We start from the raw sequence: 14,875 nt of genomic DNA on the forward strand, positions 1-14,875 counted from the left end.
GGCGGCGCTGGTGATCAACTGGGCGATGATCAGCCTGTCGCACTTGAAGTTCCGCGCGGCGATGAAGCGGCAGGGCGTGGACACCTTCTTCAAGGCACTCTGGTCGCCGTTCAGCAACTACCTGTGCCTGGCCTTCGTGGTGTTCATTCTTGGCATCATGCTGATGATCCCCGGGATCAACATCTCGGTGTACGCCATCCCATTCTGGCTGCTGCTGATGTGGTTGTGCTACCGGGTCAAGCTGTCGCTGGCGGAAAGGCGCGGGCTCGGCCAGCAGGCCTGAGCCTGCGGGTGGCGCGGGACGGGAGCTTCGGCTCCCGTTTTTCATTTCGCACGGGCAAGTTTTTCTGTCGTTTTCTGTTACGCGTTTCAAGGCCCGGTGTGCGGCTTGGGTGGCTCCCGGGGAGGTGGCTCTTTATAATCCCGGAGTTACCTTGCGGGGCCATTCATCAATCGTGCCAATTCAGTACGTTGTGCGCGATGATGGTCATTTTCTGACTTGGGCCTCGTCTTTTCTGTCCACGACCACTAGGCACTAGACATGATCAAGATAAAACGTGGCCTGGACCTGCCCATCAGCGGCGCCCCCGAACAGCGCATCGAGGCAGCACGCCCGGTACGCAGCGTGGCGTTGATCGGTTTCGACTACCACGGCATGAAGCCGACCATGGCGGTGCAGGTAGGCGACCGGGTGAAGCTGGGGCAGGCGCTGTTCACCGACAAGAAGAATCCCTCCGTCAGCTATACCGCACCCGGCGCCGGTGTGGTCAGTGCCATCCATCGTGGCGAGAAGCGCGTCCTGCAATCGGTGGTCATCGATCTCGACGGCGACGAGCAACTGGAGTTCGCCCGTTATCCCGCGGACCAACTCGCCACGCTGAGCGCCGAGCAGGTCCGCGACAACCTGTTGCAGTCGGGCCTGTGGACCGCGCTGCGGACCCGGCCGTTCAGCAAGGTGCCCGATCCCGAGTCCAGCCCCAGTTCGATTTTCGTCACTGCCATCGATACCCAGCCGCTGGCCGCCGATCCGCAGGTGGTTATCGCGGAGCAGGGCGAGGCCTTCCAGGCCGGGCTGACGGTGCTCGGGCGCCTGGCCCGGGTGTTCCTGTGCAAGGCGGAAGGCGTTTCGCTACCCGGCGAGGCGCTCTCCGGCGTGACCGCGCAAGCCTTCGCCGGTCCGCATCCGGCGGGCCTGCCCGGCACCCATATCCACTTCCTCGACCCGGTGGGTGCCGGCAAGAGCGTCTGGAACCTGAACTACCAGGACGTGATCGCCATCGGCAAGCTGTTCACGACCGGGCAATTGTGGACCGAGCGGGTGATCGCCCTGGCCGGTCCGGTGGTGGAAAAGCCGCGTCTGGTGCGCACCCGCTTGGGCGCCAACCTCGACGAACTGGCCGCCGGCCAGCTGCAGCCGGGCAACAACCGGCTGATCTCCGGCTCCGTGCTGGGCGGTCGCACCGCCCATGGCGCCTACGCCTACCTGGGGCGCTACCACCTGCAGTTGTCCTGTCTCAAGGAGGGCGACCAGCGCGAGTTCCTCCACTACCTGCGCGCCGGGGTGGAAAAGCATTCGCTGCTCAACGTGTTCGTCTCCAGGCTGCTCGGCGGCAAGCGTTTCGCCTTCACCACTAGCACCAACGGCAGCCCGCGGGCGATGGTGCCGGTAGGCAATTACGAGGCGGTGATGCCGCTGGATATCCTGCCGACCCAACTGCTGCGCTACCTGATCGTCGGCGACACGGAAATGGCCCAGAAGCTCGGCGCCCTGGAACTCGACGAAGAGGACCTGGCGCTGTGCAGCTACGTCTGCGCCGGCAAGTACGAATACGGCCCGATTCTGCGGGACAACCTGGCACGCATCGAGCAGGAGGGCTGAGCCATGGGTTTGCGTAACCTGCTCGACAAGGTCGAGCATCATTTCGAGAAGGGCGGGCGCTACGAGAAGTGGTACCCGCTGTACGAAGCCGTGGACACCTTCCTCTATCGTCCCGGCAGCGTCACCCGCACCACTGCACACGTGCGCGACGGCATCGACCTGAAGCGCATGATGATCATCGTCTGGCTGTGCACCTTCCCGGCGATGTTCTTCGGCATGTACAACGTCGGCCACCAGGCCAACCTGATCTTCGCCCAGAGCCCCGACCTGTTGAGCGCCCAGGATGGCTGGCGCTTCGCCCTGATCGGCGCGCTGGCCGGGTTCGACCCGAACAGCCTGTGGGATTGCCTGGTCCAGGGCGCCGCGTACTTCCTGCCGGTGTACCTGACCACCTTCATCGTCGGCGGTTTCTGGGAGGTGCTGTTCGCCAGCATCCGCCGCCACGAGGTCAACGAAGGCTTCTTCGTCACCTCGGTGCTGTTCGCCCTGACCCTGCCGCCGTCCGTCCCGCTGTGGCAGGTAGCCCTGGGGATCAGCTTCGGCGTGGTGCTGGGCAAGGAAGTGTTCGGCGGCACCGGGAAGAACTTCCTCAATCCGGCACTGGTCGGCCGGGCCTTCCTGTTCTTCGCCTACCCGGCGCAGATGTCCGGCGACGCGGTATGGACCTCGGTGGACGGCTTCGCCGGCGCCACCTCGCTGAGCCTGGCCGCCGCCGGCGGGGTGGACAACATCCTCGGCCACGGCCTGACCTGGATGGATGCCTTCCTCGGCCACATGCAGGGTTCGATGGGCGAGACCAGCACCCTGGCGATCTTCATCGGCGGCGCCGTGCTGCTGCTGACCCGCATCGCCTCCTGGCGCATCGTCGCCGGGGTGATGCTGGGGATGGTCGCCATGAGCTACCTGTTCAACGCCATCGGCTCGGCCAGCAACCCGATGTTCGCCATGCCCTGGTATTGGCACCTGGTCACCGGCGGCTTCGCCTTCGGCATGATCTTCATGGCCACCGACCCGGTCTCGGCGTCCATGACCGATACCGGCAAGTGGCTGTTCGGCGCCCTGATCGGAGTGATGGTCATGCTGATCCGGGTGGTCAACCCGGCGTTCCCGGAAGGCATGATGCTGGCGATCCTGTTCGCCAACCTGTTCGCACCGCTGATCGACCATTTCGTCGTTCAGGCCAACATCAAGCGGAGGCTGGCGCGCAATGGCTAATCAAGAATCCACCACCCGCACACTGCTGGTAGCCCTGGTGGTGTGCCTGGTCAGCTCGGTGTTCGTCGCCGGCGCGGCGGTGGCGCTGAAGCCGACCCAGGCGGAAAACCGCCTGCTTGACAAGCAGCGCAGCATCCTCGCCATCGCCGGTCTCGGCGAGCCGGGCATGTCCGGCAAAGAGGTCAAGGCGCTGTTCGACAGTCGCATCACCGCCAAGGTGGTCGACCTGCAGAGCGGCACCTTCAGCGATGCCCAGGACCCGCTCGGCTACGACCCGCTGAAAGCGGCCAAGGACCCGGCGCTGTCGGATGCGCTGCCCGCCGCCGAGGACATCGCCTCGATCAAGCGCCGCGAGCGCTACACCACGGTCTACCTGGTGGAGACCGACGGCAAGCTCGACACCCTGATCCTGCCGGTGCGCGGCTACGGTCTGTGGTCGACCCTGTACGGCTTCCTGGCGCTCAAGGGCGACCTCAATACGGTCGCCGGCTTCGGCTTCTACCAGCATGGCGAGACCCCCGGTCTCGGCGGTGAGGTCGACAATCCGAAATGGAAGGCGCTGTGGGTCGGCAAGACCCTCTACGACGCCCAGGGCGATCTTGCCGTACAGATCATCAAGGGCTCGGTGGACCCGCAGTCGGCGAAGGCGACCCACCAGGTCGACGGCCTGGCCGGCGCCACCCTGACCAGCAAGGGTGTCGACAACCTGCTGCATTTCTGGCTCGGCAAGGACGGTTTCGACGCCTTCCTCGCCAATCTGCGCAAAGGGGAGGCGTGATGGCTGCTCAACCCACGATCCGCGAAGTCCTGTTCAACCCGGTCTTCCAGAACAATCCGATCGGCCTGCAGATCCTCGGGATCTGCTCGGCGCTGGCGGTAACCTCGAACCTGAAGACCGCTACCGTCATGGCCATCGCCCTGACCCTGGTGACCGGCTTCTCCAACCTGTTCATCTCGATGATCCGCCGGCAGATTCCCAGCTCGATCCGGATGATCGTGCAGATGGTGATCATCGCCTCGCTGGTGATCGTCGTCGACCAGGTGCTCAAGGCCTATGCCTATAGCCTGAGCAAGCAGCTCTCGGTGTTCGTCGGGCTGATCATCACCAACTGCATCGTGATGGGCCGCGCCGAAGCCTTCGCCATGGCCAACCCGCCGCTCGTGTCGTTCTTCGACGGCATCGGCAACGGTCTCGGCTACAGCGCCATGCTGCTGGTGCTTGGCTTCGTCCGCGAGCTGTTCGGCGCCGGCAAGCTCTACGGCATCAGCGTGTTGCCGACGGTCAACGATGGCGGCTGGTACCAGCCGAACGGCCTGCTCCTGCTGCCGCCTTCGGCGTTCTTCCTGATCGGCCTGATCATCTGGGCCCTGCGGACCTGGAAGAAAGACCAGGTCGAGGCCCCGACCTACAAGATGGCCCCGCAGGTATCCAGCAAGGAGGCTTACTGATGGAGCACTACATCAGCCTGTTCGTGAAGGCCGTGTTCGTCGAGAACATGGCGCTGGCGTTCTTCCTCGGCATGTGTACCTTCATCGCCATCTCGAAGAAGGTGGAGACCGCCATCGGCCTGGGTATCGCGGTGATCGTGGTGCAGACCATCACCGTGCCGGCCAACAACCTGATCTACACCTATCTGCTCAAGGACGGCGCGCTGGCCTGGGCCGGGCTGCCCGAGGTGGACCTGAGCTTCCTCGGCCTGCTCAGCTACATCGGGGTGATCGCCGCCATCGTGCAGATCCTCGAGATGCTCCTCGACAAGTACGTACCCAGTCTCTACAACGCGCTGGGCGTGTTCCTGCCCCTGATCACGGTGAACTGCGCGATCATGGCCGGCTCGCTGTTCATGGTCGAGCGCGACTACAACCTTGCCGAGAGCACGGTGTACGGCGTCGGCTCGGGCTTTTCCTGGGCGCTGGCGATCGCCGCGCTGGCGGGTATCCGCGAGAAGCTCAAGTACAGCGACGTCCCCGAGGGCCTGCAGGGCCTGGGGATCACCTTCATCACCATCGGCCTGATGTCGTTGGGCTTCATGTCGTTCTCCGGCGTGCAGTTGTAAGGAGAGGCCCGTGATCGGATTCGAGATTTTCCTGGCCATCGGCATGTTCACCGCCATCGTCCTGGGCCTGGTGGCGATCATCCTGGTCGCCCGCGCCAAGCTGGTGTCGAGTGGCGACGTGACCATCCAGATCAACGGCGAGCACAGCCTGACCGTGCCGGCCGGCGGCAAGCTGCTGCAAACCCTGGCGACGAACAACGTGTTCCTGTCTTCCGCCTGCGGCGGCGGCGGCACCTGCGCGCAGTGCAAGTGCGTGGTGGTCGAGGGCGGCGGCGAGATGCTGCCCACCGAGGAGTCGCACTTCACGCGGCGCCAGGCGAAGGAGGGCTGGCGCCTGTCGTGCCAGACCCCGGTCAAGCAGGACATGCAGATCCGCGTGCCTGAAGAGGTCTTCGGGGTGAAGAAGTGGGAATGCACGGTGGAGTCCAACCCCAACGTCGCCACCTTCATCAAGGAGCTCACCCTGCGCCTGCCGGACGGCGAGAGCGTGGATTTCCGCGCCGGCGGCTACGTGCAGCTGGAATGCCCGCCGCACGTGGTCGAGTACAAGGACTTCGATATCCAGCCGGAATATCGCGGCGACTGGGACAAGTTCAACATGTGGCGCTACGTGTCGAAGGTCGACGAGACGGTGATCCGCGCCTACTCGATGGCCAACTACCCGGAAGAGCAGGGCGTGGTCAAGTTCAACATCCGCATCGCCTCGCCGCCGCCGGGCAGCGACCTGCCGCCGGGGCAGATGTCGTCCTGGGTGTTCAACCTCAAGCCGGGCGACAAGGTCACCGTGTACGGGCCGTTCGGCGAGTTCTTCGCCAAGGACACCGAAGCCGAGATGGTCTTCATCGGCGGCGGCGCCGGCATGGCGCCGATGCGTTCGCACATCTTCGACCAGTTGCGCCGGCTCAAGTCGAACCGCAAGATCAGCTTCTGGTACGGCGCGCGCTCGCTGCGCGAGGCCTTCTATACCGAGGAGTACGACCAGCTGCAGGCGGAGAACCCCAATTTCCAGTGGCACCTGGCGCTGTCCGACCCGCAGCCGGAGGACAACTGGACCGGCCTGACCGGCTTCATCCACAACGTGCTGTTCGAGAACTACCTGAAGGACCACCCGGCGCCCGAAGACTGCGAGTTCTACATGTGCGGCCCGCCGATGATGAATGCCGCGGTGATCAAGATGCTCACCGACCTGGGCGTGGAGCGCGAGAATATCCTGCTGGACGATTTCGGTGGCTGAGCGTTTCCGTCCGCTTGCCATGGCCGGACTGGCAGCGCTGGCGCTGGTCCTGGCCGGTTGCGGCGACACCCTGGAAAGCTTCGGCGGCCCGACCATGGGCAGCACCTATTCGATCAAGTACGTGCGCGGCGCCTCGGCGCCCGACGTCCAGACGGCGAAAGCCGCGGTGGAGGCGATCCTCGCCGAGGTCGACCGGCAGATGTCCACCTACCGCGACGATTCCCTGGTCTCGCGTTTCAATGCGCTGCCGGCGCAGTCCTGCATGGAGCTGCCGCCACCGATGCTGGAGTTGCTGCGCTACGGCGGCGAGTTGTCGGAACAGAGCCAGGGCGCCTTCGACATGACCGTCGAGCCGCTGATGAACCTCTGGGGCTTCGGTCCGCAGGCGCGGGTGGAGAAGGTTCCCAGCGCCGAGCAGATCGCCGCGGTGCGCCGTGACGTCGGCCATCGACACCTGCGCATCGACGGCCAGCGCCTGTGCAAGGACGCCGCCGTACAGCTGGACTTCGACAGCATCGCCGCTGGCTATACGGTGGACGCGGTAGGCGAACGCCTGAAGGAGCTTGGCGTGCGCAGCTACCTGGCGGAAATCACCGGCGAGTTGAAAGCCGAAGGGCGCAAGCCGGACGGCACGCCCTGGCGCATCGCTATCGAAGCGCCGCGCGAGGGCCAGCGGGTCGCCCAGCAGGTACTGGCGCTGGACGGCTACGGCGTCTCGACCTCGGGCGATTACCGCAACTATTTCGAAGAGAACGGCCAGCGCTATTCGCACACCTTCGACCCGCGCACCGGCGCGCCGATCGACCATCACCTGGCTTCGGTCACGGTGATCGATCCGTCGACGCGCAACGCCGACGGCCTGTCGACCCTGCTGATGGTGCTCGGTCCGGAAGAGGGCTACCGTTTCGCCGAGAAGCACCGACTGGCGGCGCTGTTCGTCAGTCGCCAGGGCAACGGTTTCGACAGCCGCACCACGCCACGCTACGAGCAACTGTTCGGCAACCAAGGAGAACGTCCATGACCTGGCTACTGGTCTTCGTCATCATGCTGCTGGTGGTCTTCGGCATGTCCATCGGGGTCATCATGGGCCGCAAGCCGATCGCCGGTTCCTGCGGCGGCATCGCCAACCTGGGGATCGAGAAGGAATGCTCGATCTGCGGCGGCGACCGGCAGAAATGCGAGGAAGCCAACCGCGACGAATCTGTAGTGCCCGGAAAACTCGCCTACGACGCGACCAAACGCTAATGTGCGACATTTCGCACGGGGCGTAACATATGCCCGCCTCGAGGTCGGACCGAGCCTTGCCCGGCGAATGCCGTCGTTCGCACCGACCCGATGATCGAATCGATCCGCCGCGCACATGTTGTGCAGCGGCTTTGCCGGAGGCGCCAGTGGGCGCCTCGGCCTGTTCTGAGGAGTACGCATGGCTGTCTACAACTACGACGTGGTGATTTTGGGCACGGGTCCGGCGGGCGAAGGGGCGGCGATGAACGCCTCCAAGTACGGACGCAAGCTGGCGGTAGTCGACAGCCGTCGCGTGGTCGGAGGCAACTGCACGCACCTCGGCACCATTCCTTCCAAGGCCCTGCGCCACTCGGTGAAGCAGATCATCGAGTTCAACACCAACCCGATGTTCCGCCAGATCGGCGAGCCGCGCTGGTTCTCCTTCCCCGACGTGCTGAAGAGCGCCGACCGGGTGATCTCCAAGCAGGTCGCCTCGCGTACCGGCTACTACGCGCGCAATCGCATCGACATGTTCACCGGCACCGCCAGCTTCGTCGACGAACGCACCGTCGAAGTGGTGACGCCGAGCGGCGCGGTGGAGCGCCTGGTCGCCGACCAGTTCGTGATCGCCACCGGCTCGCGCCCGTATCGTCCTTCGGACATCAATTTCAACCACCCGCGGGTCTACGACAGCGACACCATCCTGTCCCTGAGCCACACCCCGCGCCGGCTGATCATCTACGGAGCCGGGGTGATCGGCTGCGAATACGCGTCGATCTTCAGCGGCCTGGGCGTGCTGGTGGACCTGATCGATACGCGCGACCAGTTGCTCAGCTTCCTCGATGACGAGATTTCCGATGCGCTGAGCTACCACCTGCGCAACAACAACGTGCTGATCCGCCACAACGAGGAGTACGAGCGCGTCGAGGGGCTGGACAACGGTGTCATCCTGCACCTGAAGTCGGGCAAGAAGATCAAGGCGGACGCGCTGCTCTGGTGCAACGGCCGGACCGGCAACACCGACAAGCTCGGCCTGGAGAACGTCGGCATCAAGGTCAACAGCCGTGGCCAGATCGAGGTGGACGAGAACTACCGCACTTCGGTGAGCAACATCTTCGCCGCCGGCGACGTGATCGGCTGGCCGAGCCTGGCCAGCGCTGCCTACGACCAGGGCCGCTCGGCCGCCGGCAACATCGTCGAGAGCGACAGCTGGCGCTTCGTCAACGATGTGCCGACCGGCATCTACACCATTCCGGAGATCAGCTCGATCGGCAAGAACGAAAGCGAACTGACCGCGGCGAAGATTCCCTACGAAGTGGGCAAGGCGTTCTTCAAGGGCATGGCCCGGGCGCAGATTTCCAACGAGCCGGTGGGCATGCTGAAGATCCTGTTCCATCGCGAGACCCTGGAGATCCTCGGCGTGCACTGCTTCGGCGACCAGGCTTCGGAAATCGTCCACATCGGCCAGGCGATCATGAACCAGCCGGGCGAGCTGAATACCCTGAAGTACTTCGTCAACACCACCTTCAACTACCCGACCATGGCGGAAGCCTATCGGGTAGCGGCGTTCGACGGCCTCAACCGGCTTTTTTGAAGGACTCCGGCCGGCGGCCTGAGCCGGCCGGAGGGGATGTGCTCAGCGATTCCCGAGGGTGGCGCTGGCCAAACCGGGAAAGTCTGTGATCAGGCTGTCCACGCCGAAGTCGGCGAGCCGGCGCATCAGCGCCGGTTCGTTGACCGTCCACACCGAGACGTGAAGCCCCTGGCGCTGGGCCTTGAGCAGGCGCTCCGGGGTGCATAGGGTCCAGTTCAGGGCGAGCAGGGCACAGCCATAGTGCTGGGCGACCTTCAGCGGGTCGAGCCAGGCGTATTCGGCGACCAGCCCGCGCGACAGCTCCGGGGTCAGTTCGTTGAGGGCCTTGAGCACGGTCCGCGAACCGCTGGTGACGGTGACCTTGTCGCGGTTGCCGAAGCGCTCGGTCAGCTCCCTGATCCGCGTTACCGTCCGCGCCGCGCGTTCGCGCGAGGCGCTCTTCACTTCCAGTTGCCAGTGCTCGAACGGGCACTTCTCGAACAACTCCTCCAGCCGCGGGATCGGCGTCGGCCGTACCCAGCCGGGGCCGCCTTCGCGCGCGTCGTAGGTGACCAGGGTGGCCGCGTCGTGTTCGGCGACCTTGCCGCGGCGGCCGGTGGTGCGCTTCAGGGTCGGGTCGTGGATCACCATCAGTTCGCCGTCGCGGGACAGGTGCAGGTCCAGTTCGCAACGGTTGACGCCATGCTCCAGGCAGCGCTGGAAGCTGGCCAGGGTGTTTTCCGGCGCTTCGCCCTTGGCGCCGCGATGTCCATAGATGAGAGTCACTGTGGCTCCTTGTTCGAGGGTTGCGCGGGATTCCGCGGCCGATGATGGCGAACGCTGTCGATCACCCGGCCGCTTTCGAAATATACCGAGAAGTCGCGGTAATCCCAGCGCACGATGGGCGGCTGGCCGACCGCGGGATGTTCCTCGTCGGCCAGGCCGAAGCGTTGCAGCACGGCTTCGCGGCTTTCGCCGCGCGCGGGCAGGGCGACCCGGGTATCGCCCTGGGCGCCCAGCGGAATGCTCAGGGTGTCGGCGAACAGCGGCGGGGCGAGGAGGAGGGAGCACAGCAGTAGCGAACGGAGCATCGGTACATCTCAGGTCGAAGAAGGTTGGCCCGGCTCGCCGAGCGGGCCTTGTCCGGCCCGTGCCAGGCGGCGCTGCTGGGCCTGCTTCTGGAGGATATGCCGGGCCAGCAACTGGCGCTGTGCGTCGCTCAACGCTTCGAACTCGGTGCCGATCTCGAATTCGTCGTCGTGTGGCTGGGCGTGGATTACCCGGGCCCGCAGTTCGAGGCCGAACCCCTGCGGCAACAGGACCATGCGCAGGACGAGCAATTGGCCGACCGGCAATGCGCGGTCGTGGCGGAAGCTGACGCCCCCCTCGGACAGGCTGACCTTGCGCGGTTCGCCGATCTCCTTGAGCAGGCTCTGCACCATGACCTGGCCAAGCAGGTCGATGCGCTTGTTCATCACCTTCAGGTAGTTGGCCAGCGTGCGGTCGCGTTCGCTGATGTGGCGCAGCAGGTGCTGCGACTCGTAATCCATCAGGTGGAGGTCGCTGAGCAGGCTGAACAGGGTGGCCCCCGGCTCGCTCTCCAGGCCGTCTTCGACGGCCCCGGCAGGGCGAAATTCCAGTGCGAGGGTATCTTCGATACGGTAGTATTCGCGGCGGTCATCCGCGTCACGAGTGGACATGGCGAACCCACGGCGGCAGTGATGGTCAGAGTGTAAGGCCGCCGGCGATGCCTCGCCACTTCGCCATCCCGACGCATCCATTTTCTGCCAGCTAAGGGCGACATGTTCAGACCCCTGTCCGTTTTCATCGGCACGCGCTATACGCGGGCCAAACGTCGCAGCCATTTCGTCTCCTTCATTTCGCTGACCTCGATGATCGGCCTGGCACTGGGCGTGCTGGTGATGATCGTGGTGCTCTCGGTGATGAACGGCTTCGATCGCGAAATGCGTACCCGCATCCTCGGCATGGTGCCGCAGGCCACCGTCGAGTCGTACCAGCCCATCGATGACTGGCGCGCCCTGGCCGAGAAGGTCAAGGCCCACGAGCATGTCAGCGCGGTAGCGCCGTTCACCCAGATGCAGGGCATGCTCAGCGCCAATGGCGCGGTGCAGACGGTGATGGTCGATGCGGTCGATCCGCTGGAAGAGGCCAAGGTCTCGATCATTCCCGATTTCTTCAAGCAGGGCTCGCTGGCGGAACTCAAGGCCGGCGGCTTCGGCATCGTCATCGGCCAACTGGCGGCGCAGAAGCTTGGCGTCGGCATCGGCGACAAGGTCACCCTGATCCTCCCCGAGGTGGCGGTCACCCCGGCCGGGGTGTTCCCGCGGATGAAGCGTTTCACCGTGGTCGGCACCTTCCGCGTCGGCGCCGGCGAACTGGATGGCGGCCTGTCGCTGATCCACCTGGAAGACGCCGCGCGCCTGCAGCGCTGGAAGACCAACCAGGTACAGGGGCTGCGCCTGAAGCTCGACGACCTGTTCCAGGCGCCGCGGGTGGCCTGGGAGATCGCCCGGACCCTGACCGACAATGACTTCTACGCCCGCGACTGGACGCGCAGCCACGGCAACCTGTACCAGGCCATCCGCATGGAAAAGACCATGATCGGCCTGTTGCTGCTGCTGATCGTCGCGGTCGCCGCGTTCAACATCATTTCCACCCTGGTGATGGTGGTCACCGACAAGAAGTCGGACATCGCCATCCTTCGTACCCTCGGCGCCACGCCGGGGCAGATCATGGCTACCTTCATGGTCCAGGGTACGGTGATCGGGGTGATCGGCACGCTGGTCGGCGGGGTCCTCGGGGTGGTCGCGGCACTCAACGTCAGCGCCTGGATTTCCGCCCTGGAAAAGCTGCTGGGCCACCAGTTCCTCGCGTCCGACGTGTACTTCATCGATTACCTGCCGTCGCAACTGATGCTCGACGATGTCGTGCTGGTCTGCGGCGCGGCCCTGGTCCTCAGCTTCTTCGCCACTTTGTATCCAGCCTGGCGTGCGGCTCGCACCCAGCCTGCGGAGGCTTTGCGTTATGAATGACAAGTCGGTGCTGAGTTGCCGCAACCTGAGCAAGAGCTACGACGAGGGGCCGCAATCGGTGCAGGTGCTGTCCGGTGTCGAGTTGAACCTGCTGCCTGGGGAGCGGGTGGCTATCGTCGGCAGCTCCGGTTCGGGCAAGAGCACCTTGCTGAACATGCTCGGCGGCCTGGACACGCCCTCCGCCGGCAGCGTCTGGCTCGCCGGCGAGGAACTCTCGGCGCTGAACGAGACGGCCCGCGGGCTGCTGCGCAACCGCGCGTTGGGCTTCGTCTACCAGTTCCACCACCTGTTGCCGGAGTTCACCGCTCTGGAGAACGTCTGCATGCCGCTGTTGATCGGCCGCACGCCGATCGCCGAAGCCCGCCAGCGGGCGGCCGAGCTGCTGGAGCGGGTCGGGCTGGGGCATCGCCTGTCGCACAAGCCGGCCGAGCTGTCCGGCGGCGAGCGCCAGCGGGTGGCGATCGCCCGCGCGCTGGTCAACCGTCCGCAGCTGGTACTGCTCGACGAGCCCACCGGCAACCTCGACCAGCATACCGCCCAGGGTATCCAGGAGCTGATGCTGGAACTGAGCCGTTCGTTGCAGACCTCGTTCCTGGTGGTAACCCACGATCTCCAGCTGGCCGGGCACATGGATCGCATCCTGCGCCTGGAAGAAGGCCGACTGATCGCCGCGTAGCGGGGCGACGGCGTGCCCGCCGTCCGCTCCCGTCCGGCGAATCCCCCATCGACTCGGTGCATCCGCGACATGTTCAGACCGTTACCGTTCTTCATAGGCCTGCGCTACACCCGCGCCAAACGCCGCAACCACTACATCTCGTTCATCTCGCTGACCTCGATGATCGGCCTGGCGCTGGGCGTGCTGGCGATGATCATCGTGCTCTCGGTGATGAACGGCTTCCAGAAGGAAATGCGCACGCGGATCCTCGGCATGGTGCCGCATGCCACTATCAGCGCGACGCAGCCGCTGGACGACTGGCAGACCGTCGCCAACGCGGCGCTGCGGCACCGCGAGGTGGTCGGCGCGGCGCCGTTCGCCGAACTGCAGGGCATGCTGTCGTACAAGGGCAACATGCTGCCGGTGCTGGTCAACGGCATCGACCCGCAGGAGGAGCGCAAGGTTTCCATCATCGGCGAGCACATCGTCCAGGGCAGCCTGGACGATCTCAAGCCTGGCGAGTTCGGCATCGTCCTCGGCGAGATCACCGCGCGGCGCTTCCATGTCAATGTCGGCGACAAGCTGACCCTGATCGTCCCGGAAGCCACCAGTGCGCCGGGCGGCATCACTCCGCGCATGCAGCGCTTCACCATCGTCGCCCTGTTCAAGGTCGGCGCCGAACTGGACAACTCGCTGGCGCTGATCGACATCGCCGATGCTGGCCAGTTGCTGCGCCTGCAACCGGGCCAGGTGCCGAGCGTGCGCCTGGAACTGAAGGATCTCTACCAGTCGCCGCAGGTCGCCGCCAAGGTGGTCAAGGAGTTGGGGCAGGGCTTCAGGTCCAGCGACTGGACCAGGACCCAGGGCAGCCTGTTCAACGCGATGAAGATGGAAAAGACCATGATCGGCCTGCTCCTGCTGCTGATCATCGCGGTCGCCGCCTTCAACATCATCGCCACCCTGATCATGGTGGTCGCCGACAAGCGCACCGACATCGCGATTCTTCGTACCCTCGGCGCCACGCCGAGGCAGATCATGGCGATCTTCATGGTCCAGGGCACCGTCATCGGCGTGATCGGGACGGTCATCGGCGGGGTGCTCGGGGTGTTCGCGGCGTTGAACATCACCGGGATGATCGACCGCATCGAGCGGCTGGTCGGGCACAAGGTCTTCAGCTCGGACGTGTACTTCATCAACTACCTGCCTTCCGACCTGCAGGTGCTGGACGTGGTGCTGATCTGCAGCGCTGCATTGCTGATGAGCTTCCTCGCCACCCTGTACCCATCCTGGCGCGCGGCGCGGACACAACCGGCCGAGTCGCTGCGCTACGAGTGAGCAAGGCCTGCGCCTGTCCCCGCATGGGGCGGACAAGGCCCACGAAAAAGCCGCCTCGAAGGCGGCTTTTTCATGTCCTGCGGATTACTTCGCGGCGACCCGTTCGCGACGTTGCCGGCAGCGTCGGCTCCAACTGCGCTGCACCCACCAGCGCCAGTAGAGCATCGTCAGCGCGTAGCCGAGGATGGCGGCGATGATGCCGCACACCACCGAACCGAGCAGGAAGGGCTGCCAGAGGCTGGACAGCTCCTGGCTGATCCATTCCCAGGTCAGATGGTCCGGCAGGGTGCGCGGCGGCACCTGCATCAACCAGGCGCCCAGCTTGTAGGTGCAATAGAAGACCGGGGGCATCGTGATCGGATTGGTCAGCCAGACCAATCCGACGGAGATTGGCAGATTGCTCCGAATCCACACCGCCAGACCGGCCGCCAGCAGCATCTGCATCGGCATCGGGATGAAGGCGGCGAACAGCCCGGCGGCCATGGCGCGCGATACCGAGTGGCGATTGAGATGCCAAAGGTTGGGATCGTGCGTCAACTTGCCGAGAAAGCGCAGCGACTTCTGCGAGCGGATGCTTTCCGGATCGGGCATGTAGCGCTTGAACAGGCGACGCGGCATGTGGGCTCTCGGTGGATATAGGCTTGCGTATT

General features: G+C 65.0%; 16 protein-coding genes and 1 pseudogene. 13 read left to right on the plus strand and 4 right to left on the minus strand.

The features are described 5' to 3' along the window. The 10 genes and pseudogenes from HMPREF2914_RS25085 to sthA all read left to right on the plus strand — a co-directional run. Positions 1 to 283 (plus strand): annotated as a pseudogene (locus tag HMPREF2914_RS25085) (aromatic amino acid transporter AroP); the annotation flags it as partial. Between the two features lie 258 nt (positions 284 to 541). Next, entirely contained in the window at positions 542 to 1,879 is a 1,338-nt protein-coding gene (locus HMPREF2914_RS25090) for a Na(+)-translocating NADH-quinone reductase subunit A (RefSeq protein WP_003109479.1), read from the plus strand. Positions 1,880 to 1,882: 3 nt separating this feature from the next. Further along, a complete protein-coding gene (locus tag HMPREF2914_RS25095; protein ID WP_003109478.1) occupies positions 1,883 to 3,094 on the plus strand; it encodes an NADH:ubiquinone reductase (Na(+)-transporting) subunit B in 1,212 nt (403 codons plus the stop codon). After that, positions 3,087 to 3,872 carry a Na(+)-translocating NADH-quinone reductase subunit C gene (locus tag HMPREF2914_RS25100; protein WP_003105182.1) on the plus strand — a complete coding sequence of 262 codons (786 nt, stop codon included), beginning with the start codon at positions 3,087 to 3,089 and terminating at the stop codon, positions 3,870 to 3,872. Before HMPREF2914_RS25095 ends, HMPREF2914_RS25100 begins: the two co-directional genes overlap by 8 nt. After that, positions 3,869 to 4,543 (plus strand): NADH:ubiquinone reductase (Na(+)-transporting) subunit D, encoded by a 675-nt coding sequence (gene nqrD / locus HMPREF2914_RS25105; protein WP_003119802.1) that lies wholly within the window; start codon positions 3,869 to 3,871, stop codon positions 4,541 to 4,543. The genes HMPREF2914_RS25100 and nqrD overlap by 4 nt, the downstream gene beginning before the upstream one ends. Further along, a complete protein-coding gene (nqrE, locus tag HMPREF2914_RS25110; protein WP_003091182.1) occupies positions 4,543 to 5,151 on the plus strand; it encodes an NADH:ubiquinone reductase (Na(+)-transporting) subunit E in 609 nt (202 codons plus the stop codon). Before nqrD ends, nqrE begins: the two co-directional genes overlap by 1 nt. Before the next feature lie 10 nt (positions 5,152 to 5,161). Further along, the gene (nqrF, locus tag HMPREF2914_RS25115; RefSeq protein ID WP_003091181.1) at positions 5,162 to 6,385 is read left to right on the plus strand and encodes an NADH:ubiquinone reductase (Na(+)-transporting) subunit F; all 1,224 of its coding nucleotides are present in this window, start codon (positions 5,162 to 5,164) and stop codon (positions 6,383 to 6,385) included. Beyond that, positions 6,378 to 7,406: an FAD:protein FMN transferase gene (locus HMPREF2914_RS25120; protein WP_003105187.1), complete on the plus strand. Its 1,029-nt coding sequence runs from the start codon at positions 6,378 to 6,380 to the stop codon at positions 7,404 to 7,406. Before nqrF ends, HMPREF2914_RS25120 begins: the two co-directional genes overlap by 8 nt. Then, positions 7,403 to 7,630, plus strand: coding sequence for a (Na+)-NQR maturation NqrM (gene nqrM, locus HMPREF2914_RS25125; protein WP_003091178.1), 228 nt, complete (start codon positions 7,403 to 7,405; stop codon positions 7,628 to 7,630). Before HMPREF2914_RS25120 ends, nqrM begins: the two co-directional genes overlap by 4 nt. Before the next feature lie 178 nt (positions 7,631 to 7,808). Continuing rightward, positions 7,809 to 9,203 carry a Si-specific NAD(P)(+) transhydrogenase gene (gene sthA / locus HMPREF2914_RS25130; RefSeq protein ID WP_003091177.1) on the plus strand — a complete coding sequence of 465 codons (1,395 nt, stop codon included), beginning with the start codon at positions 7,809 to 7,811 and terminating at the stop codon, positions 9,201 to 9,203. 42 nt (positions 9,204 to 9,245) lie between these two features. Here sthA and HMPREF2914_RS25135 read toward each other — a convergent pair whose 3' ends face one another. Genes HMPREF2914_RS25135 through HMPREF2914_RS25145 form a run of 3 tightly spaced genes read right to left on the minus strand, consistent with a single transcriptional unit; the run spans position 9,246 to position 10,882 of the window. Next, positions 9,246 to 9,968 (minus strand): glycerophosphodiester phosphodiesterase, encoded by a 723-nt coding sequence (locus tag HMPREF2914_RS25135; RefSeq protein WP_003091176.1) that lies wholly within the window; start codon positions 9,966 to 9,968, stop codon positions 9,246 to 9,248. Continuing rightward, positions 9,965 to 10,273 carry a hypothetical protein gene (locus tag HMPREF2914_RS25140; RefSeq protein ID WP_003091175.1) on the minus strand — a complete coding sequence of 103 codons (309 nt, stop codon included), beginning with the start codon at positions 10,271 to 10,273 and terminating at the stop codon, positions 9,965 to 9,967. Before HMPREF2914_RS25140 ends, HMPREF2914_RS25135 begins: the two co-directional genes overlap by 4 nt. 9 nt (positions 10,274 to 10,282) lie before the next feature. Continuing rightward, the gene (locus HMPREF2914_RS25145) at positions 10,283 to 10,882 is read right to left on the minus strand and encodes a PilZ domain-containing protein (protein WP_003105196.1); all 600 of its coding nucleotides are present in this window, start codon (positions 10,880 to 10,882) and stop codon (positions 10,283 to 10,285) included. A 102-nt stretch (positions 10,883 to 10,984) separates the two neighbouring features. Between HMPREF2914_RS25145 and HMPREF2914_RS25150 the strand changes: the two genes are divergently transcribed. The 3 genes from HMPREF2914_RS25150 (at position 10,985) to HMPREF2914_RS25160 (ending at position 14,225) form a co-directional block, all read left to right on the plus strand. Next, positions 10,985 to 12,235 carry a lipoprotein-releasing ABC transporter permease subunit gene (locus HMPREF2914_RS25150; RefSeq protein ID WP_015502671.1) on the plus strand — a complete coding sequence of 417 codons (1,251 nt, stop codon included), beginning with the start codon at positions 10,985 to 10,987 and terminating at the stop codon, positions 12,233 to 12,235. Continuing rightward, the gene (gene lolD / locus HMPREF2914_RS25155) at positions 12,228 to 12,911 is read left to right on the plus strand and encodes a lipoprotein-releasing ABC transporter ATP-binding protein LolD (protein WP_003091168.1); all 684 of its coding nucleotides are present in this window, start codon (positions 12,228 to 12,230) and stop codon (positions 12,909 to 12,911) included. Before HMPREF2914_RS25150 ends, lolD begins: the two co-directional genes overlap by 8 nt. A 69-nt stretch (positions 12,912 to 12,980) precedes the next feature. After that, positions 12,981 to 14,225, plus strand: a complete 1,245-nt coding sequence (locus HMPREF2914_RS25160; RefSeq protein ID WP_003105198.1) for a lipoprotein-releasing ABC transporter permease subunit — start codon at positions 12,981 to 12,983, stop codon at positions 14,223 to 14,225. Between the two features lie 84 nt (positions 14,226 to 14,309). Here the strand turns inward: HMPREF2914_RS25160 and HMPREF2914_RS25165 are convergent, their stop codons facing one another. Beyond that, complete coding sequence (locus HMPREF2914_RS25165; RefSeq protein ID WP_003091165.1) at positions 14,310 to 14,843, minus strand: DUF2062 domain-containing protein; 534 nt, start codon at positions 14,841 to 14,843, stop codon at positions 14,310 to 14,312. Positions 14,844 to 14,875 lie beyond the last annotated feature (32 nt).

It is taken from the genome of Pseudomonas sp. HMSC067G02, from assembly GCF_001813485.1.
Lineage (GTDB): Bacteria > Pseudomonadota > Gammaproteobacteria > Pseudomonadales > Pseudomonadaceae > Pseudomonas > Pseudomonas aeruginosa.

What these genes read in the sequence shown, in the direction of transcription:
- sthA (WP_003091177.1), top strand. Translation starts at nt 7,809, where the DNA reads ATGGCTGTCTACAACTACGACGTGGTGATTTTGGGCACGGGTCCGGCG.
- HMPREF2914_RS25100 (WP_003105182.1), top strand. Translation starts at nt 3,087, where the DNA reads ATGGCTAATCAAGAATCCACCACCCGCACACTGCTGGTAGCCCTGGTG.
- HMPREF2914_RS25160 (WP_003105198.1), top strand. Translation starts at nt 12,981, where the DNA reads ATGTTCAGACCGTTACCGTTCTTCATAGGCCTGCGCTACACCCGCGCC.
- nqrM (WP_003091178.1), top strand. Translation starts at nt 7,403, where the DNA reads ATGACCTGGCTACTGGTCTTCGTCATCATGCTGCTGGTGGTCTTCGGC.
- HMPREF2914_RS25150 (WP_015502671.1), top strand. Translation starts at nt 10,985, where the DNA reads ATGTTCAGACCCCTGTCCGTTTTCATCGGCACGCGCTATACGCGGGCC.
- nqrE (WP_003091182.1), top strand. Translation starts at nt 4,543, where the DNA reads ATGGAGCACTACATCAGCCTGTTCGTGAAGGCCGTGTTCGTCGAGAAC.
- lolD (WP_003091168.1), top strand. Translation starts at nt 12,228, where the DNA reads ATGAATGACAAGTCGGTGCTGAGTTGCCGCAACCTGAGCAAGAGCTAC.
- HMPREF2914_RS25095 (WP_003109478.1), top strand. Translation starts at nt 1,883, where the DNA reads ATGGGTTTGCGTAACCTGCTCGACAAGGTCGAGCATCATTTCGAGAAG.
- HMPREF2914_RS25140 (WP_003091175.1), bottom strand. Translation starts at nt 10,273, where the DNA reads ATGCTCCGTTCGCTACTGCTGTGCTCCCTCCTCCTCGCCCCGCCGCTG.
- HMPREF2914_RS25145 (WP_003105196.1), bottom strand. Translation starts at nt 10,882, where the DNA reads ATGTCCACTCGTGACGCGGATGACCGCCGCGAATACTACCGTATCGAA.
- HMPREF2914_RS25090 (WP_003109479.1), top strand. Translation starts at nt 542, where the DNA reads ATGATCAAGATAAAACGTGGCCTGGACCTGCCCATCAGCGGCGCCCCC.
- HMPREF2914_RS25165 (WP_003091165.1), bottom strand. Translation starts at nt 14,843, where the DNA reads ATGCCGCGTCGCCTGTTCAAGCGCTACATGCCCGATCCGGAAAGCATC.